General features: G+C 58.2%; 19 protein-coding genes. 13 read left to right on the top strand and 6 right to left on the bottom strand.

Features of this window, described 5'->3' with window-relative positions; translation table 11 throughout:
• The first annotated feature begins 35 nt into the window (after nucleotides 1–35).
• The 12 genes from SULPSESMR1_RS20800 to SULPSESMR1_RS20745 all read left to right on the top strand — a co-directional run bounded on the left by SULPSESMR1_RS20800 (nucleotide 36) and on the right by SULPSESMR1_RS20745 (nucleotide 11,769).
• Nucleotides 36–863: a ferredoxin--NADP reductase gene (locus SULPSESMR1_RS20800; protein ID WP_089422955.1), complete on the top strand. Its 828-nt coding sequence runs from the start codon at nucleotides 36–38 to the stop codon at nucleotides 861–863.
• Nucleotides 864–1,054: 191 nt separating this feature from the next.
• Nucleotides 1,055–2,500: a 6-hydroxynicotinate reductase gene (locus tag SULPSESMR1_RS20795; RefSeq protein ID WP_240311397.1), complete on the top strand. Its 1,446-nt coding sequence runs from the start codon at nucleotides 1,055–1,057 to the stop codon at nucleotides 2,498–2,500.
• Nucleotides 2,497–3,387: a UPF0280 family protein gene (locus SULPSESMR1_RS20790; protein WP_089422953.1), complete on the top strand. Its 891-nt coding sequence runs from the start codon at nucleotides 2,497–2,499 to the stop codon at nucleotides 3,385–3,387. Before SULPSESMR1_RS20795 ends, SULPSESMR1_RS20790 begins: the two co-directional genes overlap by 4 nt.
• Nucleotides 3,380–3,964 (top strand): amino acid synthesis family protein, encoded by a 585-nt coding sequence (locus tag SULPSESMR1_RS20785; protein ID WP_089422952.1) that lies wholly within the window; start codon nucleotides 3,380–3,382, stop codon nucleotides 3,962–3,964. The genes SULPSESMR1_RS20790 and SULPSESMR1_RS20785 overlap by 8 nt, the downstream gene beginning before the upstream one ends.
• Nucleotides 3,961–4,539, top strand: a complete 579-nt coding sequence (locus tag SULPSESMR1_RS20780) for an amino acid synthesis family protein (RefSeq protein WP_089422951.1) — start codon at nucleotides 3,961–3,963, stop codon at nucleotides 4,537–4,539. The genes SULPSESMR1_RS20785 and SULPSESMR1_RS20780 overlap by 4 nt, the downstream gene beginning before the upstream one ends.
• 22 nt (nucleotides 4,540–4,561) lie before the next feature.
• Nucleotides 4,562–5,632, top strand: coding sequence for an aromatic ring-hydroxylating dioxygenase subunit alpha (locus SULPSESMR1_RS20775; RefSeq protein WP_089422950.1), 1,071 nt, complete (start codon nucleotides 4,562–4,564; stop codon nucleotides 5,630–5,632).
• Between the two features lie 86 nt (nucleotides 5,633–5,718).
• Nucleotides 5,719–6,927 carry an ABC transporter substrate-binding protein gene (locus SULPSESMR1_RS20770; RefSeq protein ID WP_089422949.1) on the top strand — a complete coding sequence of 403 codons (1,209 nt, stop codon included), beginning with the start codon at nucleotides 5,719–5,721 and terminating at the stop codon, nucleotides 6,925–6,927.
• Between the two features lie 98 nt (nucleotides 6,928–7,025).
• On the top strand, nucleotides 7,026–8,885 hold the full coding sequence (locus tag SULPSESMR1_RS20765; RefSeq protein ID WP_089422948.1) for an ABC transporter permease: 1,860 nt from the start codon (nucleotides 7,026–7,028) through the stop codon (nucleotides 8,883–8,885).
• Nucleotides 8,882–9,652, top strand: a complete 771-nt coding sequence (locus tag SULPSESMR1_RS20760; protein WP_089422947.1) for an ABC transporter ATP-binding protein — start codon at nucleotides 8,882–8,884, stop codon at nucleotides 9,650–9,652. Before SULPSESMR1_RS20765 ends, SULPSESMR1_RS20760 begins: the two co-directional genes overlap by 4 nt.
• Nucleotides 9,645–10,346, top strand: a complete 702-nt coding sequence (locus SULPSESMR1_RS20755; RefSeq protein WP_089422946.1) for an ABC transporter ATP-binding protein — start codon at nucleotides 9,645–9,647, stop codon at nucleotides 10,344–10,346. Before SULPSESMR1_RS20760 ends, SULPSESMR1_RS20755 begins: the two co-directional genes overlap by 8 nt.
• Before the next feature lie 70 nt (nucleotides 10,347–10,416).
• Nucleotides 10,417–10,863 carry a MarR family winged helix-turn-helix transcriptional regulator gene (locus SULPSESMR1_RS20750; RefSeq protein ID WP_089422945.1) on the top strand — a complete coding sequence of 149 codons (447 nt, stop codon included), beginning with the start codon at nucleotides 10,417–10,419 and terminating at the stop codon, nucleotides 10,861–10,863.
• A gap of 186 nt (nucleotides 10,864–11,049) precedes the next feature.
• Nucleotides 11,050–11,769, top strand: coding sequence for a phosphatase PAP2 family protein (locus SULPSESMR1_RS20745; protein WP_205387998.1), 720 nt, complete (start codon nucleotides 11,050–11,052; stop codon nucleotides 11,767–11,769).
• 38 nt (nucleotides 11,770–11,807) lie between these two features.
• Here SULPSESMR1_RS20745 and mnhG read toward each other — a convergent pair whose 3' ends face one another.
• The 6 genes from mnhG to SULPSESMR1_RS20715 are packed head-to-tail and all read right to left on the bottom strand — an operon-like array spanning nucleotide 11,808 to nucleotide 17,749.
• Nucleotides 11,808–12,197, bottom strand: a complete 390-nt coding sequence (mnhG, locus tag SULPSESMR1_RS20740) for a monovalent cation/H(+) antiporter subunit G (RefSeq protein WP_089422944.1) — start codon at nucleotides 12,195–12,197, stop codon at nucleotides 11,808–11,810.
• On the bottom strand, nucleotides 12,194–12,481 hold the full coding sequence (locus SULPSESMR1_RS20735) for a K+/H+ antiporter subunit F (RefSeq protein WP_089422943.1): 288 nt from the start codon (nucleotides 12,479–12,481) through the stop codon (nucleotides 12,194–12,196). The genes mnhG and SULPSESMR1_RS20735 overlap by 4 nt, the downstream gene beginning before the upstream one ends.
• Nucleotides 12,478–12,978, bottom strand: coding sequence for a Na+/H+ antiporter subunit E (locus tag SULPSESMR1_RS20730; protein ID WP_089422942.1), 501 nt, complete (start codon nucleotides 12,976–12,978; stop codon nucleotides 12,478–12,480). Before SULPSESMR1_RS20730 ends, SULPSESMR1_RS20735 begins: the two co-directional genes overlap by 4 nt.
• A 1-nt stretch (nucleotide 12,979) precedes the next feature.
• Entirely contained in the window at nucleotides 12,980–14,524 is a 1,545-nt protein-coding gene (locus tag SULPSESMR1_RS20725; protein WP_089422941.1) for a monovalent cation/H+ antiporter subunit D, read from the bottom strand.
• Nucleotides 14,521–14,877, bottom strand: a complete 357-nt coding sequence (locus SULPSESMR1_RS20720) for a Na+/H+ antiporter subunit C (protein WP_089422940.1) — start codon at nucleotides 14,875–14,877, stop codon at nucleotides 14,521–14,523. Before SULPSESMR1_RS20720 ends, SULPSESMR1_RS20725 begins: the two co-directional genes overlap by 4 nt.
• 1 nt (nucleotide 14,878) lies before the next feature.
• The gene (locus SULPSESMR1_RS20715; RefSeq protein WP_089422939.1) at nucleotides 14,879–17,749 is read right to left on the bottom strand and encodes a monovalent cation/H+ antiporter subunit A; all 2,871 of its coding nucleotides are present in this window, start codon (nucleotides 17,747–17,749) and stop codon (nucleotides 14,879–14,881) included.
• Nucleotides 17,750–18,464: 715 nt separating this feature from the next.
• Here SULPSESMR1_RS20715 and SULPSESMR1_RS20710 point away from each other — a divergent pair.
• Complete coding sequence (locus SULPSESMR1_RS20710) at nucleotides 18,465–20,129, top strand: hypothetical protein (protein ID WP_089422938.1); 1,665 nt, start codon at nucleotides 18,465–18,467, stop codon at nucleotides 20,127–20,129.
• Nucleotides 20,130–20,382: the final 253 nt, after the last annotated feature.

Raw genomic sequence — 20,382 nt, 5'->3', positions numbered from 1 at the left:
ATCTGCCCTGAAATGATGCAAAAAGGAGCACTGTGATGACCGAACTTGCCCTCGACCCCATTGTTCAGGGGCGGCCTGCGGGATTCGATATACCCGCAGCCTGTTTTGGCCTGACAGTCACCGAAGTGCAGCACTATACCGACCGCCTGTTCCGCTTTCGGGTGACGCGGCCTGCGACCTTCCGCTTTCGCTCGGGAGAGTTTGTGATGATTGGCCTGCCCAACGCAGAACGCCCCGTTATGCGCGCCTACTCCATCGCCTCACCTGCTTGGGACGACACGCTGGAATTTTACTCGATCAAGGTACCGGATGGCCCGCTGACCGAGCATTTGGCAAACATTCAAGTGGGCGACACTATATTGATGCGCAAGAAACCTACGGGAACGCTGGTGCTGGATGCACTGACCCCCGGCAAGCGGTTGTGGATGCTGTCGACCGGTACCGGCATCGCACCTTTTGCGTCGCTGATTCGCGATCCCGAAACCTATGAGCGCTTTGACGAAGTGATCTTGTGTCATGGCTGCCGCGAGGTGGCCGAACTGACTTTCGGGCAAGAAATCACCGATGCCGCCCTTGGCGATCCACTGGTGGGCGAGATGGCCCAAGGCCGCCTGCGTCTGTTCAACACCGCCACCCGCGAAGCGTATAAAGTCAAAGGACGCATCACCGACATGATCCGCTCGGGCGATATATATACTGCGCTGAACGTGCCCCCGATCACCGCCGCCGATGACCGCGTGATGATCTGCGGTTCGATGGAGATGCTGGCCGATTGCCGAAGCATCTGCCTCGAGCTTGGCCTTGAAGAAGGTGCAAACAACCGCCCTGCTGAATTCGTGGTCGAAAAGGCTTTTGTGGACTGACCCATGACACTCATCCGCGCAAAACTGTTGACACAGGAACGGGCGCTGTGCGTTCGTATACAAACGAATTGCACATCCGAAGTGACTCGCCCGCTAGCCAAGACCCCGGAGCCCGAACCGTGACCGACACATCTACCAAACGCCCTCAGGCCGCCAAGCCGGAAAAGATCCGCTGCGACGCGTGTCCGGTCATGTGCTATATCGCCGATGGCCGTTCGGGAGCCTGCGACCGCTATGCCAACGAGGGTGGCGAATTAGTGCGTCTTGACCCGCTGACGATTCTGGAAAACCGCGGCGACACGCCACTGGTGCCGTTTCTTGACCGGGAATGGGATGGCGATCTGGTGTCAGGCGACGACACGTTCATCACCGCTGTCGGGTCGGGCACAACCTACCCCGACTATAAACCTGCACCCTTTATCGTCGCGTCGAAATCCGCAGGTGTCGACATGATCACCGTAGTGACCGAAGGCATCTTTTCCTACTGTGGGGCCAAGGTAAAGATCGACACCGACCGCCACCTTGGTAGCGAATGCGCCGCCGTGCGCGCCGATGGCGAGGTGATCGGCCATGTCTCAACCTCGGAATACGGCTCGCAAATGCTATCGCTGGGCGGGGTCAACCATCTAACGGGAGGCTCCAAGAAAGAAGGGCGCACAACCTGTGCCTCGCTTCTCGCTCTGTGCAATGGCGAAACCGTCGTGCTGGCCATCGACAACGGTGCCGAACTTGAAATCACCGCAGGGCAGGCGCCCGTCGTCAACGGCCAACGCGAGGAGCGCATGCGCGTCGGCTGCGGCTCTGCCACTGTGGGAATGTTCGCCGCCCAATGGCAGGGGCTAGTGGATGAGGTCGTGGTGGTCGACGACCACATCACCGGCGTAATGTCCGAGCATCAGGCAGGCAAAGTCATTGGCTGGGAACCTTCAGGCATCAAGATCAAAGGGCGGCGCTCGACCCCCGGACGCTATTTTCAGGTGGCCGAGCCCGGAACCGGCTGGGGCGGCACCGATCTGACCGATCCGCTGACCATTCTGGACACGTGGAAACCCGATCAGGCACGCCCAGGTCTGTCGCTGCTCATGGTTTCGACCACTGGTGAAAACGCCGCCTACTACGAACTGAACGAAGATCTGGTGCCCGTCCAACAGGACATGCCTGCGCGGCTGCTGCCCTCGGTCCGCCGAATCGAAGAAAACTGCGAACCCTCAATGGCGTCCGTTCTATTCATGGCTGGTGCCGGTGGATCATTGCGCTCGGGCGTGACGGAAAACCCTGTGTCGTTGACCCGCTCGGTCCAGTCACGGCTGACACGCGTGACTTCGGGCGGTGCGCCGGTGTTCATCTGGCCCGGTGGCGGCATTACCTTTATGGCTGATGTCACACAGATGCCAAAAAACGCATTCGGATATGTGCCCACTCCGGCACTGGTCGCACCGATCGAATTCACCATGGCAGCCGCTGATTATGCAGCGCTTGGCGGACATATGGATTACGTCATGCCGCTCGAAGATGCCCTGCGTGGCCAAAAGGGACGCCAGAACGATCACCGTCTTTCCGGTCAACGCTCCGAGGCACGCAAAAGCGGTGCCCCCTGGCCCGTCTCATCTGACACAAAACCGCAGGTGACAAAGTGAGTTGGCAGGAAACCCCAACCGCGCATCTGTCACCAGACGGCCACCTGCGTCTGGTCCATGGCCCCATCGACCTGATCGTGACTGCCGAAGGTTCGGCACAGGCCGTAAGGGCCGCGTATCATCGTGCCCGGGATGCATTTCAGCCGGTGCTGACCGATCTGGTGTCGGACCTGCCGCACCTGCGTCAAAGCGGAGGTCCAATGCTGACCGGTGCGATTGCGCAAAAAATGCAGCAGGCGGTGCGCCCTTTCGCGCCCACCTTTGTCACCCCGATGGCCGCCGTCGCGGGGGCCGTTGCAGACCATATCCTGAAGGCAATGCTGACACCGGATCACGGATTGTCCCGTGCCCATGTAAACAATGGTGGCGATATTGCCCTGTGGACAGCAGACCAGCCCCTGAATCTTGCCATCTGCGAAGACCCCGTCACCGCCGCGCCCGGCGCACAGGCGCGGATCGGGCCGCACGATGGCATCGGTGGTGTGGCCACCTCGGGCTGGCGGGGCCGCTCGTATTCGCTGGGAATTGCTGACGCGGTAACCGTTCTGGCGCGCACAGCTGCGATGGCGGACGTGGCGGCAACGCTGATTGCCAATGCCATTGACCTGCCGGGCCACCCGGCGATCACGCGCGCGCCTGCCAACAGCCTGTCGCCAGACAGCGATCTGGGCGCGCGGCTGGTCACAACCGACGTGGCCTCCCTGCCCGCCCACGACCTTCACACAGCGCTTGACCGAGGCGCCGCTGTTGCCTGCGACTTTGCCGCACGCGACCTGATTGCGGGTGCATGTCTTGCCTCTCAGGGCCAAAGACGCATGGTCGGCATCACCCTTACGGCCCGCGACGCGCGGGACCAAATACAGCCCAAGGAATTAACCCATGCCTGAACCGCAAATCCGCAAATCGGCGATCCTGACCGAAACGATCTTTCACGAAGGAGGCCCCGCCCCGAAAACGCCCCTGCGCCGTGCGTCCTGCATGACCGTGATCGCGAACCCTTTTGCGGGGCGTTATGTCGAAGATATTCAGGGCTTTATGGAAGACCTCAAACCGCTGGGTGCGCAAATGGCACAAGACCTGATTGACGCCCTCGGGGGTGATCCAGCTAGCATTCAGGGTTACGGCAAAGGGGCCATCGTCGGCACCAACGGCGAGCTTGAACACGGCGCACTTTGGCATGTTCCGGGCGGCTATGCGATGCGCGAAAAGATCGCCGACAGCATGGCCATCGTGCCTTCGACAAAAAAGCTGGGCGCGCCCGGCACACGTCTGGACGTGCCAATCACCCACACCAACGCCGCCTATGTGCGCAGTCACTTTGACGCGATGGAAGTTGGCCTGTCAGATGCACCGAAAGCGGATGAAATCCTGCTGGTGTTGGTCATGACCACGGGTTCGCGTATCCACGCCCGTGTCGGTGGACTGGCCGCCGAAGACATCAAAGGCGAGGACGGATTGCGGTGAAACTGCGCCGGATCATAACGCTGGTCGAAGAGACACGGACCGAGATGGGTCAGCCCGTTTCGCCCCCGGCGCAGCGCGCTTTGGCCGCGGCTGTGATCGCGAACCCCGTTGCGGGCCGCTACGTCGAAGATCTGGGCGTGTTGATCAACACCGGCGCCGAATTGGGCACGATGCTGGGCCAACAGGCGCTTGCCGCATTGGGGTGCGCTGCTGGCGATGTTCAGGGCTATGGCAAGGCCGCTCTTGTGGGCGAAGACGGCGAGTTGGAACACGCCGCCGCCCTGTTGCACCCGATGCTGGGCGCGCCCCTGCGCGATGTGGTGGGCGGCGGCAGGGCGCTGGTCCCCTCATCCAAGGCGATGGGTGGTCCGGGCAGTGTGATTGACGTACCACTGGGCCACAAGGACGCTGCCTATGTGCGCAGCCACTTTGACGCAATGCGCTTGCAATTGCCCGACGCGCCGCGCCGTGGCGAAATTGTGGTCGCTGTGGCGCTGCAACGGGCCGGACGCCCCAACCCCCGCGTCGGCGGCTTGCGCCATGAAGACATCACCGGTGCGGATGGACTGCGCTAAACACATAGCCAAGGAGTAGAACATGTCGAAATTCATTCGCAACGCTTGGTACGTAGCCGCTTGGTCCACCGAGATCGACGACGACCTGCGCCGTTTCACCATTCTTGGCGATCATATCGTCATGTACCGCAAATCCGATGGCGGCGTCGTCGCCCTCGAAGACCGCTGTCCGCACCGTCTGTTGCCGCTGTCCAAAGGCAAGCGCGTGGGCGACAATGTGCAATGCGGCTATCACGGGCTGACCTTTGATTGCTCGGGCGCCTGCGTGCGCGTGCCCGGCCAGACAAACCTGCCAAAATCCGCCTATGTCGACGCATTCCCGATCGAAGAACGCCACGGCATTGTCTGGATCTGGATGGGTGACCCCGCCCGCGCGGACACGTCCAAAGTGTTCGACATGCCAGAGTTCACCGATCCAGGCTGGAAGGTGCACCATGGCGATGCGTTGCATCTGAAATCCAACTATCTCAACGTGGCCGAAAACCTTGTGGACCCCGCGCACGTCAGCTTTGTGCATCCCACAACATTGGGCAATGCCGCCTCGGAAAACGTGCCGGTACACGTCCAGACCGAGGGCGAGGCGATCCTTGCATGGCGCTGGATACGTGATGCGGAACCCATCGGATTTTTCAAGGGTTTCGGCGGGTTCACAGGCAACGTCGACCGCTGGCATTATTACTACCTTTACACACCCTGCACTGCCATCATCGACTTTGGTTCAGCCCCTACAGGGGATGCCATTGCCGAAGAAGACCGCAACAAAGGCGTGCGTATCTTTGCCCTGCACTTTATCACACCGGTGACCGAGACCCATACAATCGATCGCTGGATGCACATCCGCAACACCGCCATTGACGATCCAGAGGCCGAAGTGACCATGGACAAAATGTTCCGCGTCGCCTTTCAAGAGGACAAGGAAATCCTCGAAGCCGTGCAGGAGGAAGAGAACCGACCCGCCAAACGCCGCCCCATTCGGATCGCAATCGACAAGGGGCCCCTTGTGTACCGCAAGCGGATCAACGACTTGATTGAACTGGAACGGACCGAAGATCTGGCAAGTGACCCGTCGCCTGCCTTTGTATACCACGACTAGCCGGCGTCAGACCGGACAAAACGGCAGCAACGACTGCCACCCAACAAGATTGGCCGCAACCGCTGCCACCAATAGGAGAGACACCGATGACCTTCACGCGACGCACCCTGCTTGCTGCTGCTGCCGCCCTTACGATGGCCCCCATCGCCGCAATGGCACAGGACACCATCAAGATCGGCGAAATCAACCATTACAAACGTATGGCCGCTTTTGCCGAACCCTACAAACTGGGTATTGAGCTGGCGCTTACAGAAATCAACGACGCGGGCGGCGTGCTGGGCAAGCCGCTTGAATTCATCTATCGCGATGATCAGGGCGATCCCGCCGAAGCGGTCAAGATCGCCGAAGAGCTGATGACACGTGATGGCGCCGTGATGCTGACCGGTTCGATCCTGTCGCACGTCGGTCTGGCGCTGTCGTCCTTTGCCGCTGAAAAAGATTATCTCTACCTTGCAGCCGAACCACTGGCCGACAGCCTTGTCTGGAGCTCGGGCAACCCGAACACTTTCCGTCTGCGGGCCTCGACGTGGATTCAGGCTGCAATGCTGGCCGAAGAAGCCGCCAAGACTGATGCAATCCGCTATGCTACCATCGCGCCCAACTATGCCTACGGGCAGGACGCCGTTGCAGCGTTCAAAGCCAACCTGAAAAAGCTCAAGCCCGAGGTTGAATTCGTGGCCGAGCAATGGCCCGCCCTGTTCAAGATCGACGCCGGTGCCGAAGTGCAGGCCATCGAACGCGCCAAACCGGATGCGATCTATAACGTCACCTTTGGCACCGATCTTGCCAAACTGGTCCGCGAAGGCGGCGATCGTGGTCTGTTTGACGACCGCAAGGTATACGGCCTGCTTTCGGGTGAACCCGAATATCTGGAACCCTTGGGCGACGAAGCCCCCGAAGGTTGGTTCGTGACCGGCTATCCTTGGTACGGCTTTGACGAGGGCACGCCCGAACAGGCCTTTGTTGATGCCTATATGGCAGCAACCGGCGAAAGCCCCAAGATCGGCTCGCTGGTCGGTTACCTCAATGCGAAATCCATCGCGGCCGCCATCGAAAAAGCGGGCGCCACCGACACTGCCTCGCTGATCGCGGCCTTTGAAGGATTGGAAATTCCCGACACGCCCATTGGCGTGCTCAGCTACCGCGAAATCGACAACCAGTCGACCATGGGCGCCTATGTCGGCACCCTCGCACTGCAAGATGGCAAAGGCGTGATGGTGGATTGGACCTATAATTCCCCTGATGGCTACATGCCCACCGACGAAGAAATCAAGGCGATGCGCCCGGCTGAATAGGCCCTACGCACAGGCAGGTGGGTGCATTGCCCGCCTGCCAAACCTTTCCCTGACATGACAAACCGCTCTGCGGTTGCCGCCCAAGGATTATCTTCCGCATGGCCTTTTTCTTTGCCCAATTTTTGACCGGCCTCGCCAATGCCTCCTCGCTTTTTCTCGTGGCTTCTGGCTTGTCGCTGATCTTTGGCGTCACCCGCATCGTAAACTTTGCACATGGTTCGCTCTACATGCTTGGTGCCTTTATCGGCGTTACGCTTATGAACGTTCTGCCCGGCACGGTCGGGTTCTGGGCCGCCATTTTGCTGACCGGATTGGCCGTAGGTGCCATCGGCGCCTTTGTCGAAATGGTGGTGCTGCGCCCGATCTACCGCGCGCCCGAACTGTTCCAGCTGGTCGCCACCTTTGGTGTAATCCTTGTGATACAAGACCTTGCCCTGATGATCTGGGGCGCCGAAGATCGTATGGGCCCCCGTGCCCCCGGTCTGCGCGGCGTCTGGCGCATCTTTGGCGAACCGGTGCCGAAATACGATCTGGTGATCATCGCCATCACCCCGTTTATCCTCTTTGCACTGTGGTATCTGATCACCAAGACGCGGGTTGGCGTGCTGGTCCGCGCCGCCACCCAAGACCGCGAGATGGTCGGTGCGCTTGGCGTCAATCAAGCGTGGCTGTTCACCGGCGTCTTTGCCCTTGGGTCGGCACTGGCAGGCTGGGGCGGCGCGCTGCAATTGCCCAAGGGCGGTGCCGACCTGTTGATGGATTTCAACATTATCGGCGCGGTCTTTGTCGTGGTGGTGATTGGCGGCATGGGGTCGCTTCCCGGTGCGTTTATTGCTGCTGTGCTGATCTCGGTGCTGAACGTCTTTGGTGTCACCTATTTGCCCCAATCCACGCTGGTGCTGATGTTTGTCGTTATGGCCGTCGTCCTGATCATCCGCCCCTATGGCTTGCTTGGTCGCGAAGAAGTTGCTGGGGAACACGGTCAGGTCGGTGCGCCGGAAACACCCATCCGGCCCTATGGTCCCTTGGGTCAGGCAATGGTCGCAGGCCTGTTGCTGCTGCTTGTGGTGCTGCCGTTCTTTGCTGACCGCTTTATGCTGATCTTGCTGATCGACATGGTGGTGTTTGCACTGTTCGCCGCGTCGCTGCACTTTATCCTCGGCACCGGCGGGCTGGTAAGCTTTGGTCACGCGGCGTTCTTTGGCGGGGGGGCCTATGCGGCGGCTTTGCTGGTCTATCATCTGGAAACCCCGATGGAGATCGCCTTTCTCTTTGCTCCTTTTGCGGCAGGTCTGCTGGCGCTGGGGATCGGATGGTTCTGCATCCGTCTCAGCGGTGTCTACTTTGCCATGCTCACCCTTGCCTTTTCGCAACTGGTCTGGTCGATGGCCTACCAATGGCGTGACCTGACGGGCGGCGATGACGGGTTGGTCAATATCTGGCCCTCAAGCTGGCTTGGCGAAACCACACCGTTTTACTACTTCACGCTTGCCTTCGGGATCGGCGGCATCCTAGTGCTGCGCCATATCATCCACTCGCCCTTTGGCTATGCCCTGCGCGCGGGCCGCGACAGCCCACGTCAGGCCGAGGCGATGGGGATCAACGTCAAACGGGTCCAGCACGCTGCTTTTGCAATGGCAGGCGTGATGGCTGGGCTGGCGGGTGGCATCTTTGTCTTTTCCAAAGGGTCCGTCTTCCCGACCGAGCTTGAGATTGGTGCCTCATTCGACGCGCTGATCGTTGTCTTCCTTGGCGGTGTTAAAACCCTTGCGGGCGGCGTTGTCGGCGCGGGCTTTATGACTGTCGTCGAAGACTGGCTGACACGCCTCGAGTATTGGCGTCTGTTGCTGGGTCTTGTGATCATCGCCGTGGTCATCATCGCCCCCGAGGGTATCGTCGGCACCTTGCGCAGCAGATGGGCGAAATTCCGTGGCCACAACGAAGAGACTGTGAAATGACCGATATCCTGCGTGTCGAAAACCTCAAGAAAAGCTACGACGGGTTTCTCGCGGTCAACGGCGTGTCCTTCGCCGTACAACAAGGCGAACTCAAGGCGCTGATCGGCCCGAACGGAGCGGGCAAATCCACCTGCTTCAACATGCTGATGGGCCAACTGAAACCAACCGCAGGTCAGGTGTTCTTTGACGGGGAAAACGTCACTGGCCAGCGTCCGCGCGAAATCTGGCGCAAGGGGGTCGGGCGCACCTTTCAGATCACCGGTACTTATCAGTCGATGACCGTGATCGAAAACGTCCAAATGTCGCTGATCAGCCACCACCGCAAACTGTTCTCAGTGTTGCCCCGCGCATGGAAACTCTACCGCGACGAGGCGTTCGAGTTTCTTGAAACCGTGTCGATGGCAGATCAGGCCGACCGCCCCTGTTCGATCCTTGCCTACGGTGATCTGAAACGGTTGGAACTGGCCATCGCGCTGACACATCGCCCCCGCCTGTTGCTGATGGATGAGCCCACCGCCGGCATGGCCCCTTCTGCGCGGATCGCGCTGATGCAACTGGTGGCAGATATTGTACAGGATCAGGGGGTTTCTGTACTGTTTACCGAACACGATATGGACGTGGTTTTTGCCCATGCGCATCATATCATGGTGCTGAACCGGGGCGAATTGATCGCCGACGGCAGCGCCGCCCAAGTGCGCAACAACCCGCAGGTGCAAGAGGTCTATCTGGGGGGCGGTACATTGTTCAAGGAGGCACAGGATGCTTAACGTCGAAGGCATTCACAGCTATTATAGCAAGGCCCATATCCTGAACGACCTGTCGTTCAACGTGGGCAGGGGCGAGGTTGTGGCGCTGCTGGGTCGCAATGGTGCAGGCAAATCCACCACCATGAAATCAGTGATGCAACTGGTCCGCCCGCGCACAGGGCGCGTAATGTTTCAGGACGCCGACCTTGTCGGTGCGCCCGCCTTTCGTGTGGCCAAGGCTGGCATCGGCTACGTTCCCGAAGACCGACGGATATTCACTGACCTCACTGTCATGGAAAACCTCGAAGTCGGTCGCCAGCCACGCCGTGATGGCGCCCCTGTCTGGACGGTGGAACAACTGTTCGACATCTTCCCCAACCTGGCCGAACGCCGCGGCAATCGTGGTAAACATATGTCCGGGGGCGAACAGCAAATGCTGACCATCGCCCGCACGCTGATGGGCAATCCGCTGCTGCTGCTGCTGGACGAGCCGTCAGAAGGCATCGCGCCCGTGATCGTCGAGCAAATGGCTGAAACCATCCTCAAACTGAAGGCCCAAGGACTGACTGTGATGATTTCCGAACAAAACCTGCATTTTGCCCGCGCGGTGGCGGACCGTGCCATTATCATCGAAGGTGGCGAAAAGAAATTCGATGGCAGTTTTGCCGAACTCGAGGCGCAGCCCGAGATTCGCGATGCCTATCTGTCGGTCTGATCCGGCCAACAGTCTTGCCACCGCGCGCCCCGCGCTCTACTTGCGCAGACAATGAGACAAGGAGAGGCCGTTGAGCGAAACCATAAAGCCGCGTACCAGCGCAGACCACGGATACGTTCTAGACGCGCAAATCGGCTTTTTGCTGCGCAAGGCCTATCAACGCAATTCGACGATCTTTCTTGATCTGGTACCGGGTAAATTGACCACAACGCAGTTTTCGATCATGCACCGGCTGGCCGAAGACGGGCCGATGTCGCAAAACCTGTTGGGACGCTCGGTTGCGATGGACGGGGCCACAACCAAAGGTGTGGTTGACCGCCTGATCGCGCGCGATCTGCTGGCCACCCGCCGCGATCCCCAAGACCGCCGCCGCCACCTTGTTTCGCTGACGCCACGAGGGGTCAAACTGGTCGACGAAGCGGTCGAGGCCGCGATCCGCGTCACCGACGAAACCCTTGCGCCCTTGCGCGACCGCGAAAAAGAAACACTGCTGCGGCTGCTGGCCAAAATTATCTGAGGCATACGCGCGTGCAGGCGTGATCAACTGCCCAGTTGCGACAGGCCAATGCCGATGCCAAGCCCGACCAAAGCGGCGATAAGCGGTACCAACCAATTGTTCTTTTGCGCTGACGCCTCTTTGGGTTTGCGCCAAAAGGCAACGTTACTGAACCTCGCCACGCACAGATCATCCCCAGGAGATTTCATGCAATTGCCCACCGCCCTCGCCGAGCTGTTCCGCAAGGTCGAAACCATCACTCTGGTGGCCATTCTGATCGTCGCAGGGGCGATTTGGGCATTCGTAGCGCTTGCATCCGAAATGATCGAGGGCGACCTGCACGCCTTTGACGAAGGGGTGCTTATGGCGCTGCGGACGTCGGGTGATCCGTCTAATCCCATCGGCGGGCAACAGTTGGAAACGGCGATGCGCGACCTTACTGCACTTGGCGGCGTCACGGTTCTGACCCTGCTCACGCTGGTGGTTCTGGGTTTTCTGGTCCTGAAACGTCAAGGGGCCGCTGCGGTGCTTCTAAGCGTGGCCATCGTCGGGGGTCAGGGTCTGTCACATCTGATGAAAGCCGGCTTTTCGCGCCCTCGTCCCGATCTGGTCCCCCACGGCGTCGAAGTCGCGACAGCCTCGTTTCCTTCGGGCCATTCGATGATGGCAGCTGTGACTTATCTGACGCTTGCAGTGATGCTGGCGCGAACCGCAAATCAGCCCCGCGTACGTGCGTTCTATATACTGGTTGCCACTTTGCTTACGATGCTTGTCGGCATCAGTCGCGTATACCTTGGTGTGCATTGGCCATCCGACGTTCTGGCCGGCTGGATGCTGGGTGCGGCATGGGCACTTGGTGTATGGCTGCTTGCCCGCGAGTTGACCCGCCGCAGACAGATCGAGCCCGACCAACCGTTAGAGCACTGACGTTAGATACGTCGCACCAGATACCAGAGAAACGGGACTCAGCTTTCGTTTACTGCTTCAACTTCTGCGTCTTCCGGCAGGACGTTCAGCGTGGACCATGTGGCATCTTGTGGAGGTGCAGGCGGCGCGTCGCAAGACCGTTGATGAATATTCACTTTTGCGATGAAGTTTGCCGAAATCGGGGCCGTCACGAACAAAAACGCCATGATAAGCAGTTCGTGCATCGAACCTTCGCCAAGCAAAAAGGAGTGGCCCATCGAGGCCAGCAACAAAGCGCCAATTCCCATTGTTCCAACTTTTGTGGGCGCATGCAGGCGTGTCATGGGGCTGTTGAACCTCAACAGTCCAATTACCCCGACCATCACAAAGCCCGACCCGATCAACAAAAACAGCGCGACGGCGTATGTCCCAACGGTTTCAATGCTCATTCGATGATGTCCCCCCGCAAGATAAAGCGCGCAAGTGCGACTGTGGAAACAAAGCCCAACATTGCGATCAACAGCGCCACCTCGAAATATATCTGCACGCCCTGATAGACGCCCAAAACGATAACAAGCCCCAGCGCATTGATCACCATTGTATCCAGCGCCAGAATACGGTCACCGGACGTCGGCCCGATCACCAGCCGCACCATCGACAGGGTTTGTCCAAAGGCCAACGTCACAAAAGCGACGATCAACGCAATATTAATAAGATCTGCCGCGGCGATCATTGGAATATCTCCTCCAGACGTTGCTCGTAGCGGGTCTTTATGTCGTGCAGAACTGCGTCAGGATCATCCGTGTGCAAAACATGCACAAGCAGGCTGTGACCCTCGCTGGACAGATCGGCGGACACTGTGCCGGGGGTCAACGTGATGGTGCCCGCCAGCATAGTGATCGCCTCTGGATGGCGCAAATCCAGCGGCACCGCAATCCATGCAGGCTTTAGTTTGGAATTCGGAACCGACAGCACAATCCACGCGACCTGAATATTGGCCACCAGAATATCCCACATCACCACCAGACAATAGTTGAACAGCTTGCCCAGCCGGAACCCCTGAGGCGTATCGGGCCACCAGATTGATGTCATACGCGGAATGATGATCCCGAGGATAATACCAAAGACAACCATCCCTGAAGACAGATCGTTCTGCAAAAGTGTCCAGACCACAGCAAGCAGCAGGGTCAGGAAGGGGTGCGGGAAAAGCCAGCGATATGCGCGTGCCATGTTAGTGATCCCCTTCCGTCGGTTTGCTCAATTTGCCGGGCGTGTCCACCACCATCGAGATATAGGGCATAGGGTCGAACAACTGCGCGGCAATCCGCGTGGTATAGCTGTGAACAGGCCCTGCAAAAACAGTGTGCGCCAACAACAGTGCGATCAGCCCACCAACAGCAGCATAGGACAACGCCGCAGGTGCTTGCACGGCTTCTGCATCTTCCTCTGTCTGGACACTGTGCGCTTTCCAGAACACGACACTGCCTGCGCGCGCGAACCCCACAATACTGACAAGGCTTGCGCTCAGCACAACAAGCCAGATCCAGCCCATCAGATTGCTGTCATAAGACGCATCCAAAACCAGAAGTTTCCCCAAAAAGCCCGACAGTGGCGGCAATCCGACCATGGCAATCGCTCCGGCGAAAAACAGGGCGGCTGTCAGCGCATTGCCCGCGATGGCCGGTTGGGGGGTCAGGTTCAGGTCTCTGCGGCCCGTGCGCACCAGATCGGAGATCAGGAAAAGCGCGGCACCGGCCAATGTGGAATGCACGATGTAATACAGTGCCGCCGATATGCCCGCCGGTGTGAACAGCGCAATCGAAATCATCACCATACCCATCGAACCAATGATCGAAAACGCAACCAGCCGGTCCAGCTTTTTCGCGGCAAGCACGCCGATCATCCCAATGGCCAGAGAAAGCAACGCCGCAGGCATCAACCAGAGTTGATAGAGACCGGCGGTTGCATCCAGATCTGGCGGAAAGATCATCGTATAGACGCGGATGATGGCATAGGCTCCCACCTTGGTCATGATTGCGAACAGGGCCGCCACGGGTGCTGGCGCCTCGGCATAGCTGGACGGCAGCCAGAAGTGCAGCGGCACCACCGCAGCCTTGATCGCAAAGACCAGCAGCAAAAGGACCGCAGCGACACGAATGCCAACTGTTCCTTCAGCGCCGAACAGCGTCACGCGATTGGCCAGATCCGCCATGTTCAGCGTACCTGTTTCGGCATAAATCGACCCGAGTGCGAACAGAAACAGCGTCGACCCGATAAGGTTGAACAGCACATACTGCACACCGGCCTTCAGGCGCGCAGTCCCGCCCGCGTGGATCATCAACCCGTAGGACGCGATCAAAAGCACTTCGAAGAACACAAACAGGTTGAAAAGATCGCCCGTCAGGAACGCGCCCATAATTCCCATCAGCTGGAACTGGAAGAGCGCATGGAAATGTCGCCCACGGTTGTCCCAGCCGGACCCGATGGCATAGAGCAGCACAAACAGCGCCAGCACCGCCGTCAGCAGAACCATCGTGGTGGAAAGACGATCCGCGACCAGAACAATGCCGAACGGCGCGGCCCAGTCGCCCATCTGATACAACGTAATGGTGCCGTCAGAGGCTTGGACAGCCAGCCCGCAGGCAACTGCAATCAACGCAAAAACACCAGCCACCGACAGGACGCGCTGAACACCAATATGATAGCGGGCCGCAAGCACAATGAAGGGCGCGACAAAGGCAGGCAGAATAATCGGGGCCGCGATCCAATGGCTCATGTTGTGCCCTCCGAACGATCGCTGTCATCTTCTGGCTGATCATCCACATGGTCATCGTCAGAGCCAAGAAAGGCTCCAAGGCCGATCATCACCGCGACAGCCGTCATCCCGAACGAGATCACAATCGCCGTCAGCACCAGCGCCTGTGGCAGCGGGTCTGTATAGGTCTCGACCCCGTCAGTCAGGATAGGTGGTGCGCCCACGGTCAGACCACCCGAGGCAAACAAAAAGACGTTCACCGCATAGGTCAGCAAGGAGATGCCCAAGATCACGGGGAACGTCCGAAGACGCAGGGTCAGGTAGAGGCCCCCAGCGGTCAGGATGCCAATGGCGGTTGCAACAAGCAGTTCCATGTTAGGCCTCCTTTCCTGATACTGGCGCGGGATCGTCGTCCCGTGACGGGTCGATGTCCATCGGTTGATCGTCGCTGGGGGCACCGGCAAGCCGTGCAAGCCGCGAGAAGCTTTCAAGCGACAGCATCACAGCGCCAACCACAGCAAGGAAAACACCCAGATCGAACAGGGCAGCGGTGGCCAATTCGAATTTTTCGAACGGTGGAATACGGACATATGCGAAATCAGAGGTCAGGAACGGTTTGCCTACGAACCACGATCCAATGCCTGTCAGCCCCGCGATCAGGACACCGGCCCCGATCACCCCGTGATAGGGGTATCTCAGCCGCGCCGACGTCCAGCCAAAGCCGCTGGCCATATACTGCATAACAACACCAATCGACACGATCAGACCCGCGATAAACCCGCCGCCGGGTTCGTTGTGCCCGCGCAGGAAGATATAGAAACCCACCATCAGGACGATGGGCATAATGACCCGTGTCAGGACGACCATCATCATCGGGTGTTTGTCGCCTGCGCGGGGCTGATCCGGTTTGCGGTTCAGCAATCGCGCCCGCACCGGCCCGTCCAACAATGCCTCTGTCAGCGCATAGATCAGCAATGCCGCAATGCCCAACACGATGATCTCGCCGTAGGTATCAAAGCCACGGAAGTCGACCAAAATCACGTTGACCACATTCGTACCGCCACCCCCCTTATAGGAATTGGCAAGGTGGAATTCGGAGATGGGAGCCGCAATCGCATCGCGCAGCATAAAGTGATAGGACAGTGCGAACGTCGCAAGACCGCCAATCACGGCAACACCGATGTCGCGTACACGGCGGAACACCGTGCTTTCAATCGGGGTTCTGTTGGGCAGAAAGTTAAGCGCCAGCAGCATCAGAATGATCGTGACCACTTCGACCGTAAATTGGGTCATAGCCAGATCCGGCGCGCTGAAGAACACAAACCCGATCGACACCATAAGCCCGACAATGCCAATCAGGATCAAAGACAGCAGCCGGTTGCGGTGCAGCAAGACCATACCTGCGGTCGCGGCCACCAACATCAGCCAGCCTATGACAGGCACGATCGCGGTGTCTTGTACCGCGCGGGTCGCAGCACCAACAACGCCCGTCGTCCATGCGTGGTAACCGGTTGCGACAATAACCACAGTAGCAATGGTCGCGTAGCGCGTGAAAGAACCGTTGTGCAGGGGAAAGATCAACCCGCGGGCAATACGGGCCGCAGCCTCGATCACGCCTTCGAAGATGACTTTGGCTTCGGGGCGCGGAGTGGTGTCCCACAGGCGCAGCGCGGGGTTAAAGATGGCCAGCATCAGCAAACCGCCCACGACAGCAATGACCGACATGTAAAGCGCAGGCACCAACCCGTGCCAAATCTTGAAATGGACGTCCGGCACCACAGCGGCGTCACCCAAAACCGATGCGGTGACCAGTTTGACAAACGGTTCTGCAAGAAACGGCGCAACGCCGATAGCGACAACCAGAACAACAAGGATAGCAGGCGGCAACCACAGCCCCGCACCCGGATCATGCGGCTTGGACGGATAGTCGCTGCGCACCGGCCCAAAGAACACATGCCCGATCAGGCGAAAACAATAGGCGGCGGAAAACAACGATCCCGCGACCGCCAGTACCGGCACCAGTAAGGGAGAGTTGAACAGCACCGTATGACCGGCCTCTTCCAGCATCATTTCCTTGGACAGAAATCCGTTCAGCAACGGAATGCCCGCCATGGACAAGGCCGCCAAACTGGCAATACCAAAGGTCACAGGCATCAATGTGCGCAACCCGCCCAACCGTCGGATGTCGCGTGTGTGCGCCTCGTGGTCGATAATCCCTGCCGACATGAACAACGCCGCCTTGAACGTCGCGTGGTTGAGGATGTGAAACACAGCCGCCATCGCGCCAAAGGCCGTGCCCGTACCCAACAACATGGTGATCAAGCCCAAGTGACTGACAGTCGAAAACGCCAGCAGCGCCTTCAGGTCATGTTTGAACAACGCGATCACGGCACCCAGTACCATCGTGATCAGCCCTGCAGTGGTAACAATCATGAACCACTCGGGTGAGCCGGACAGCACCGGCCACATGCGTGCCATCAAAAAGATGCCAGCCTTTACCATCGTGGCAGAATGCAGATAGGCGGACACAGGCGTGGGCGCGGCCATTGCGTGCGGCAACCAGAAATGAAACGGGAATTGCGCCGACTTGGTGAAAGCGCCCAGCAGGATCAGGATCAGCGCGGGCACATAGAGCGGATCAGCCTGAATCAGATCGCGGTTTTGCAGAATAACACTCAGATCATAGCTGCCCACGATCTGCCCAAGGATCAGCATCCCACCAATCAACGCAAGACCGCCCATTCCGGTCACCGCCAAAGCCATCCGCGCACCCTGCCGTCCTTCGGGAAGGTGCTTCCAGAATCCGATAAGCAGGAAAGAAGACAGCGAAGTAAGTTCCCAAAACACCAGCAAAAGCAGGATGTTGTCGCTGAGAACAATGCCAACCATCGCGCCCTGAAAGAGCAAGAGATAGGTATAGAACTGCCCCATATTGTCATCACGGCTGAGGTAGTGGCGCGCATAGGCAATGATCAACAGACCGATGCCAAGGATCAGCAGCGCAAAGAAAAAGCCCAGCCCGTCCAGCATCAGCGAAAAGTTGAGGCCCAACAATGGCATCCAGTCGACCCGCGCCGTTACGACGTCACCCGCAAGAATGGCAGGCAGGTTGGTCAGAAGGCCGACAAAGGCCGCCAAGGACACTGTAAAGGTCACCCCTGCCGTTGAGGACCGCCCGGTCGCGTTCATCACACCCGGCAGCAACGCGCCCAAGAACGGCAAAGCGACGATAAAGAAGAGTGACACAGATTTCCCCAACCCAACGATATTTTTTGGTCCACCAATTATGGATTAAAAACCAAAAGTCACAAGATCAAGGGACCGATAAACTCAAGAATTTCAAATTCTACCAACGTGATGAGACCTATGGTTGCAACCAAATCGCCCAACCTGTCGAGTTGAAAAATGACTGCGAGAATCTGGGCTGTGCGCCACGGTCTTTATAAAGTCATTATTCGGTGCTTTCGGACCCCGCATAAGGCAGCAATGCGGCGCGACCCCACCACGGCAAAAAGTTATGCTTGCCCACCCCGCAGACTGTTTTCACTTTTGACGGAGGACAACCTGATTGTTGCGATGCGCGATGGAGAATTCGCTGGCGTTCCGGCAGACAGGGATTCGCAACAAAACGTCTCTTCCAGAGCACACCCGGCACATCAAAACTGGCTGGATGGCTGTGCAAGACCTTCACAGCCCTCAAAACTACATACTTTGGTATGCAATTAAACCTGATAAAACCAACTGACAGCAAGGAATTTCACTTCACACTTGCGCCACGGACACAGTCGCGCATACTATAGTATCTAAGTTAAAGCTTAAGTATGGATTTGCTCGAAAGCGTCCTATATGTACCGTAGCGAGTTTGAAGACGGCCTGTTGCTCGGATATTTCCAAGCAGAGACGTTTTTCATAGTTCAAAGATTCGGTTGTGCATAGCGCACGCTAAAATGGAGTTGCCTAAGTGGGCAAGCGTCAAGACCTCAGCGGCACGCAGGTGCGTCAGGTTACTGGTGATCAGGCCGTAAGCCTGAGCTTGCCGGGCCGCGCCATTCAGGAAATGGATGGCAAAGGCGTGCGCCTGAACGGTGTTTCTGCGACTGCAACTGCAATCGGTATGGGCCTTGCCCTGCAAAGCGCGTCGCCCGATGGCATGCAAGCGTTTGCCGAAACTCTGCCCGAAAGCGACACCACACCTCAAACTTCGGACGCCACAGATCAGAATACGTCTGCACTGGACCAGCTTGCCGCAGAAGCTTCGCAAGATGCTGCCAATGGCGCGACGCAAGTACCAGACGACACAGCTTCAGAAACTGACCCAGCCGCAACTTCCGATGAAGATGCCCAGCCGGAAATGGCGAGTCTTGGCGCTGCCCCTCTGCATGGGTCACAAGACAACCAGCCTTTTTTCAAGCCGATTGTGAAGCCTGAAGGGACGGGAACGCCGACCCCCTCAGGCGCGCAGCCTACTGACGCTGGAGTCTTGCCCACTACAAACCCGCTCGCTCCGGTCACCGACTTGATCGGCGGCGAAGACGGGCTTTTGGACACTGTATTGGGTGAGGACGGTGTCATCGACACCGTGCTGGATGCCGTGCTGGGTGAAGACGGGATCATCGACACCGTTTTGGATACCGTGCTCGGTGAGGATGGGATCGTAGACACTGTAGTAGATACCGTGCTGGGCGAAGATGGCGTCGTAGACACCGTCGTGGATACGGTTCTGGGCGAGGATGGAGTTGTTGATTCCGTCCTAGACACCGTGCTGGGTGAAGATGGGATCGTTGGCGGATTGCTGCTTGGCGAAGACGGTCTAGTTAGCGGATTGCTGGGTGGCCTGTCAAACAGCGAGCCAGCAGAAGTTGTTAGCGAAGCAATTCCGATCGTCACAGACACTGTTGAAACCGTTACCGATACAGTTACAGATACCGTCGAAACTGTAACCGACACAGTGACGGACACAGTAGAAACCGTAACAGACACAGCGACCGAAACCGTTACAGGCGGCGTTGCAGCCGTGACCGGCACCGTTCTTGCGGGGGCTGATGCGGTCCAAGCTCTCACAGAGACTTTGGCTGGCGATGATGGCCTGCTGAGCGGCGACGACGGATTTCTCGATACATTGATCGGGGAAGATGGCGTACTGGATCTGCTTGGTTCGGAAGACTCCGGCCTGGACGCTGTAGAGACTTCTGTCTTTGGTGGCCTGCTGGGTGAAGATGACATCTTTGGACTGGACGTTTCCGATACGGACGTTGGCGCCGATGATCTTTTCGCTGGCCTTAGCGGCGGCGCCAGCCTGACCGGAACGCTTGTCGATCAAGGACTGCTCGAGCTTTCGTCCGCAGACGAAGACACTACCTCGGATCCGGAAATTGACGGCCTGCTGAACAGCATTCTTGCCGGTGGCGTCGAAGATCTGCTGGGCGAAGCGAATACGTTCAATGATCTGCTGAACCCAGAGACGCTGGGCAGCGAAGACGCGCTTTCTGAAAATTCTGAAGGCGGTCTGATCGTTGACGATGCGGTCGAAGATGCAATGAACATCTTGTTCGACCAAGCCGGCAACGGCGAAGGTTCTCTGCTGGATGGGCTGCTTGACGGCACAACTGATAACGATGCCGTCTAAACGCGGCACCGTTAACAACCTAAAAGTGTTCAGAAATTAGGCCTCATATTTCCTGATACCGCACCAATCCAAACTAACTTATTGAAAATACGTGATTATCAAAAAATAACGTGCTTTTTGCGCGCACTAAATTTCAACCTAAACCTTAACTCCTACTTGAAAAAGATTAACAACCTATTAAAAGTCGAAGGAGGTCCAACACACCGCCAAAAGATATGTTTATACTCTTAAGACGGAGTGGAAGTGTCAGGGT

It is taken from the genome of Pseudosulfitobacter pseudonitzschiae (assembly GCF_002222635.1).
Lineage (GTDB): Bacteria > Pseudomonadota > Alphaproteobacteria > Rhodobacterales > Rhodobacteraceae > Pseudosulfitobacter > Pseudosulfitobacter pseudonitzschiae_A.
The sequence above is the reverse complement of the archived record's forward strand: the minus strand, read 5'-3'. Positions and strand labels throughout refer to the sequence as shown.

Bases quoted from the DNA above. Each gene is read 5' to 3' on its own strand.
- SULPSESMR1_RS20800 (WP_089422955.1), top strand. From the start codon at position 36: ATGACCGAACTTGCCCTCGACCCCATTGTTCAGGGGCGGCCTGCGGGA.
- SULPSESMR1_RS20795 (WP_240311397.1), top strand. From the start codon at position 1,055: ATGTGCTATATCGCCGATGGCCGTTCGGGAGCCTGCGACCGCTATGCC.
- SULPSESMR1_RS20785 (WP_089422952.1), top strand. From the start codon at position 3,380: ATGCCTGAACCGCAAATCCGCAAATCGGCGATCCTGACCGAAACGATC.
- SULPSESMR1_RS20775 (WP_089422950.1), top strand. From the start codon at position 4,562: ATGTCGAAATTCATTCGCAACGCTTGGTACGTAGCCGCTTGGTCCACC.
- SULPSESMR1_RS20770 (WP_089422949.1), top strand. From the start codon at position 5,719: ATGACCTTCACGCGACGCACCCTGCTTGCTGCTGCTGCCGCCCTTACG.
- SULPSESMR1_RS20765 (WP_089422948.1), top strand. From the start codon at position 7,026: ATGGCCTTTTTCTTTGCCCAATTTTTGACCGGCCTCGCCAATGCCTCC.
- SULPSESMR1_RS20760 (WP_089422947.1), top strand. From the start codon at position 8,882: ATGACCGATATCCTGCGTGTCGAAAACCTCAAGAAAAGCTACGACGGG.
- SULPSESMR1_RS20755 (WP_089422946.1), top strand. From the start codon at position 9,645: ATGCTTAACGTCGAAGGCATTCACAGCTATTATAGCAAGGCCCATATC.
- SULPSESMR1_RS20745 (WP_205387998.1), top strand. From the start codon at position 11,050: ATGCAATTGCCCACCGCCCTCGCCGAGCTGTTCCGCAAGGTCGAAACC.
- mnhG (WP_089422944.1), bottom strand. From the start codon at position 12,197: ATGAGCATTGAAACCGTTGGGACATACGCCGTCGCGCTGTTTTTGTTG.
- SULPSESMR1_RS20735 (WP_089422943.1), bottom strand. From the start codon at position 12,481: ATGATCGCCGCGGCAGATCTTATTAATATTGCGTTGATCGTCGCTTTT.
- SULPSESMR1_RS20730 (WP_089422942.1), bottom strand. From the start codon at position 12,978: ATGGCACGCGCATATCGCTGGCTTTTCCCGCACCCCTTCCTGACCCTG.
- SULPSESMR1_RS20725 (WP_089422941.1), bottom strand. From the start codon at position 14,524: ATGAGCCATTGGATCGCGGCCCCGATTATTCTGCCTGCCTTTGTCGCG.
- SULPSESMR1_RS20720 (WP_089422940.1), bottom strand. From the start codon at position 14,877: ATGGAACTGCTTGTTGCAACCGCCATTGGCATCCTGACCGCTGGGGGC.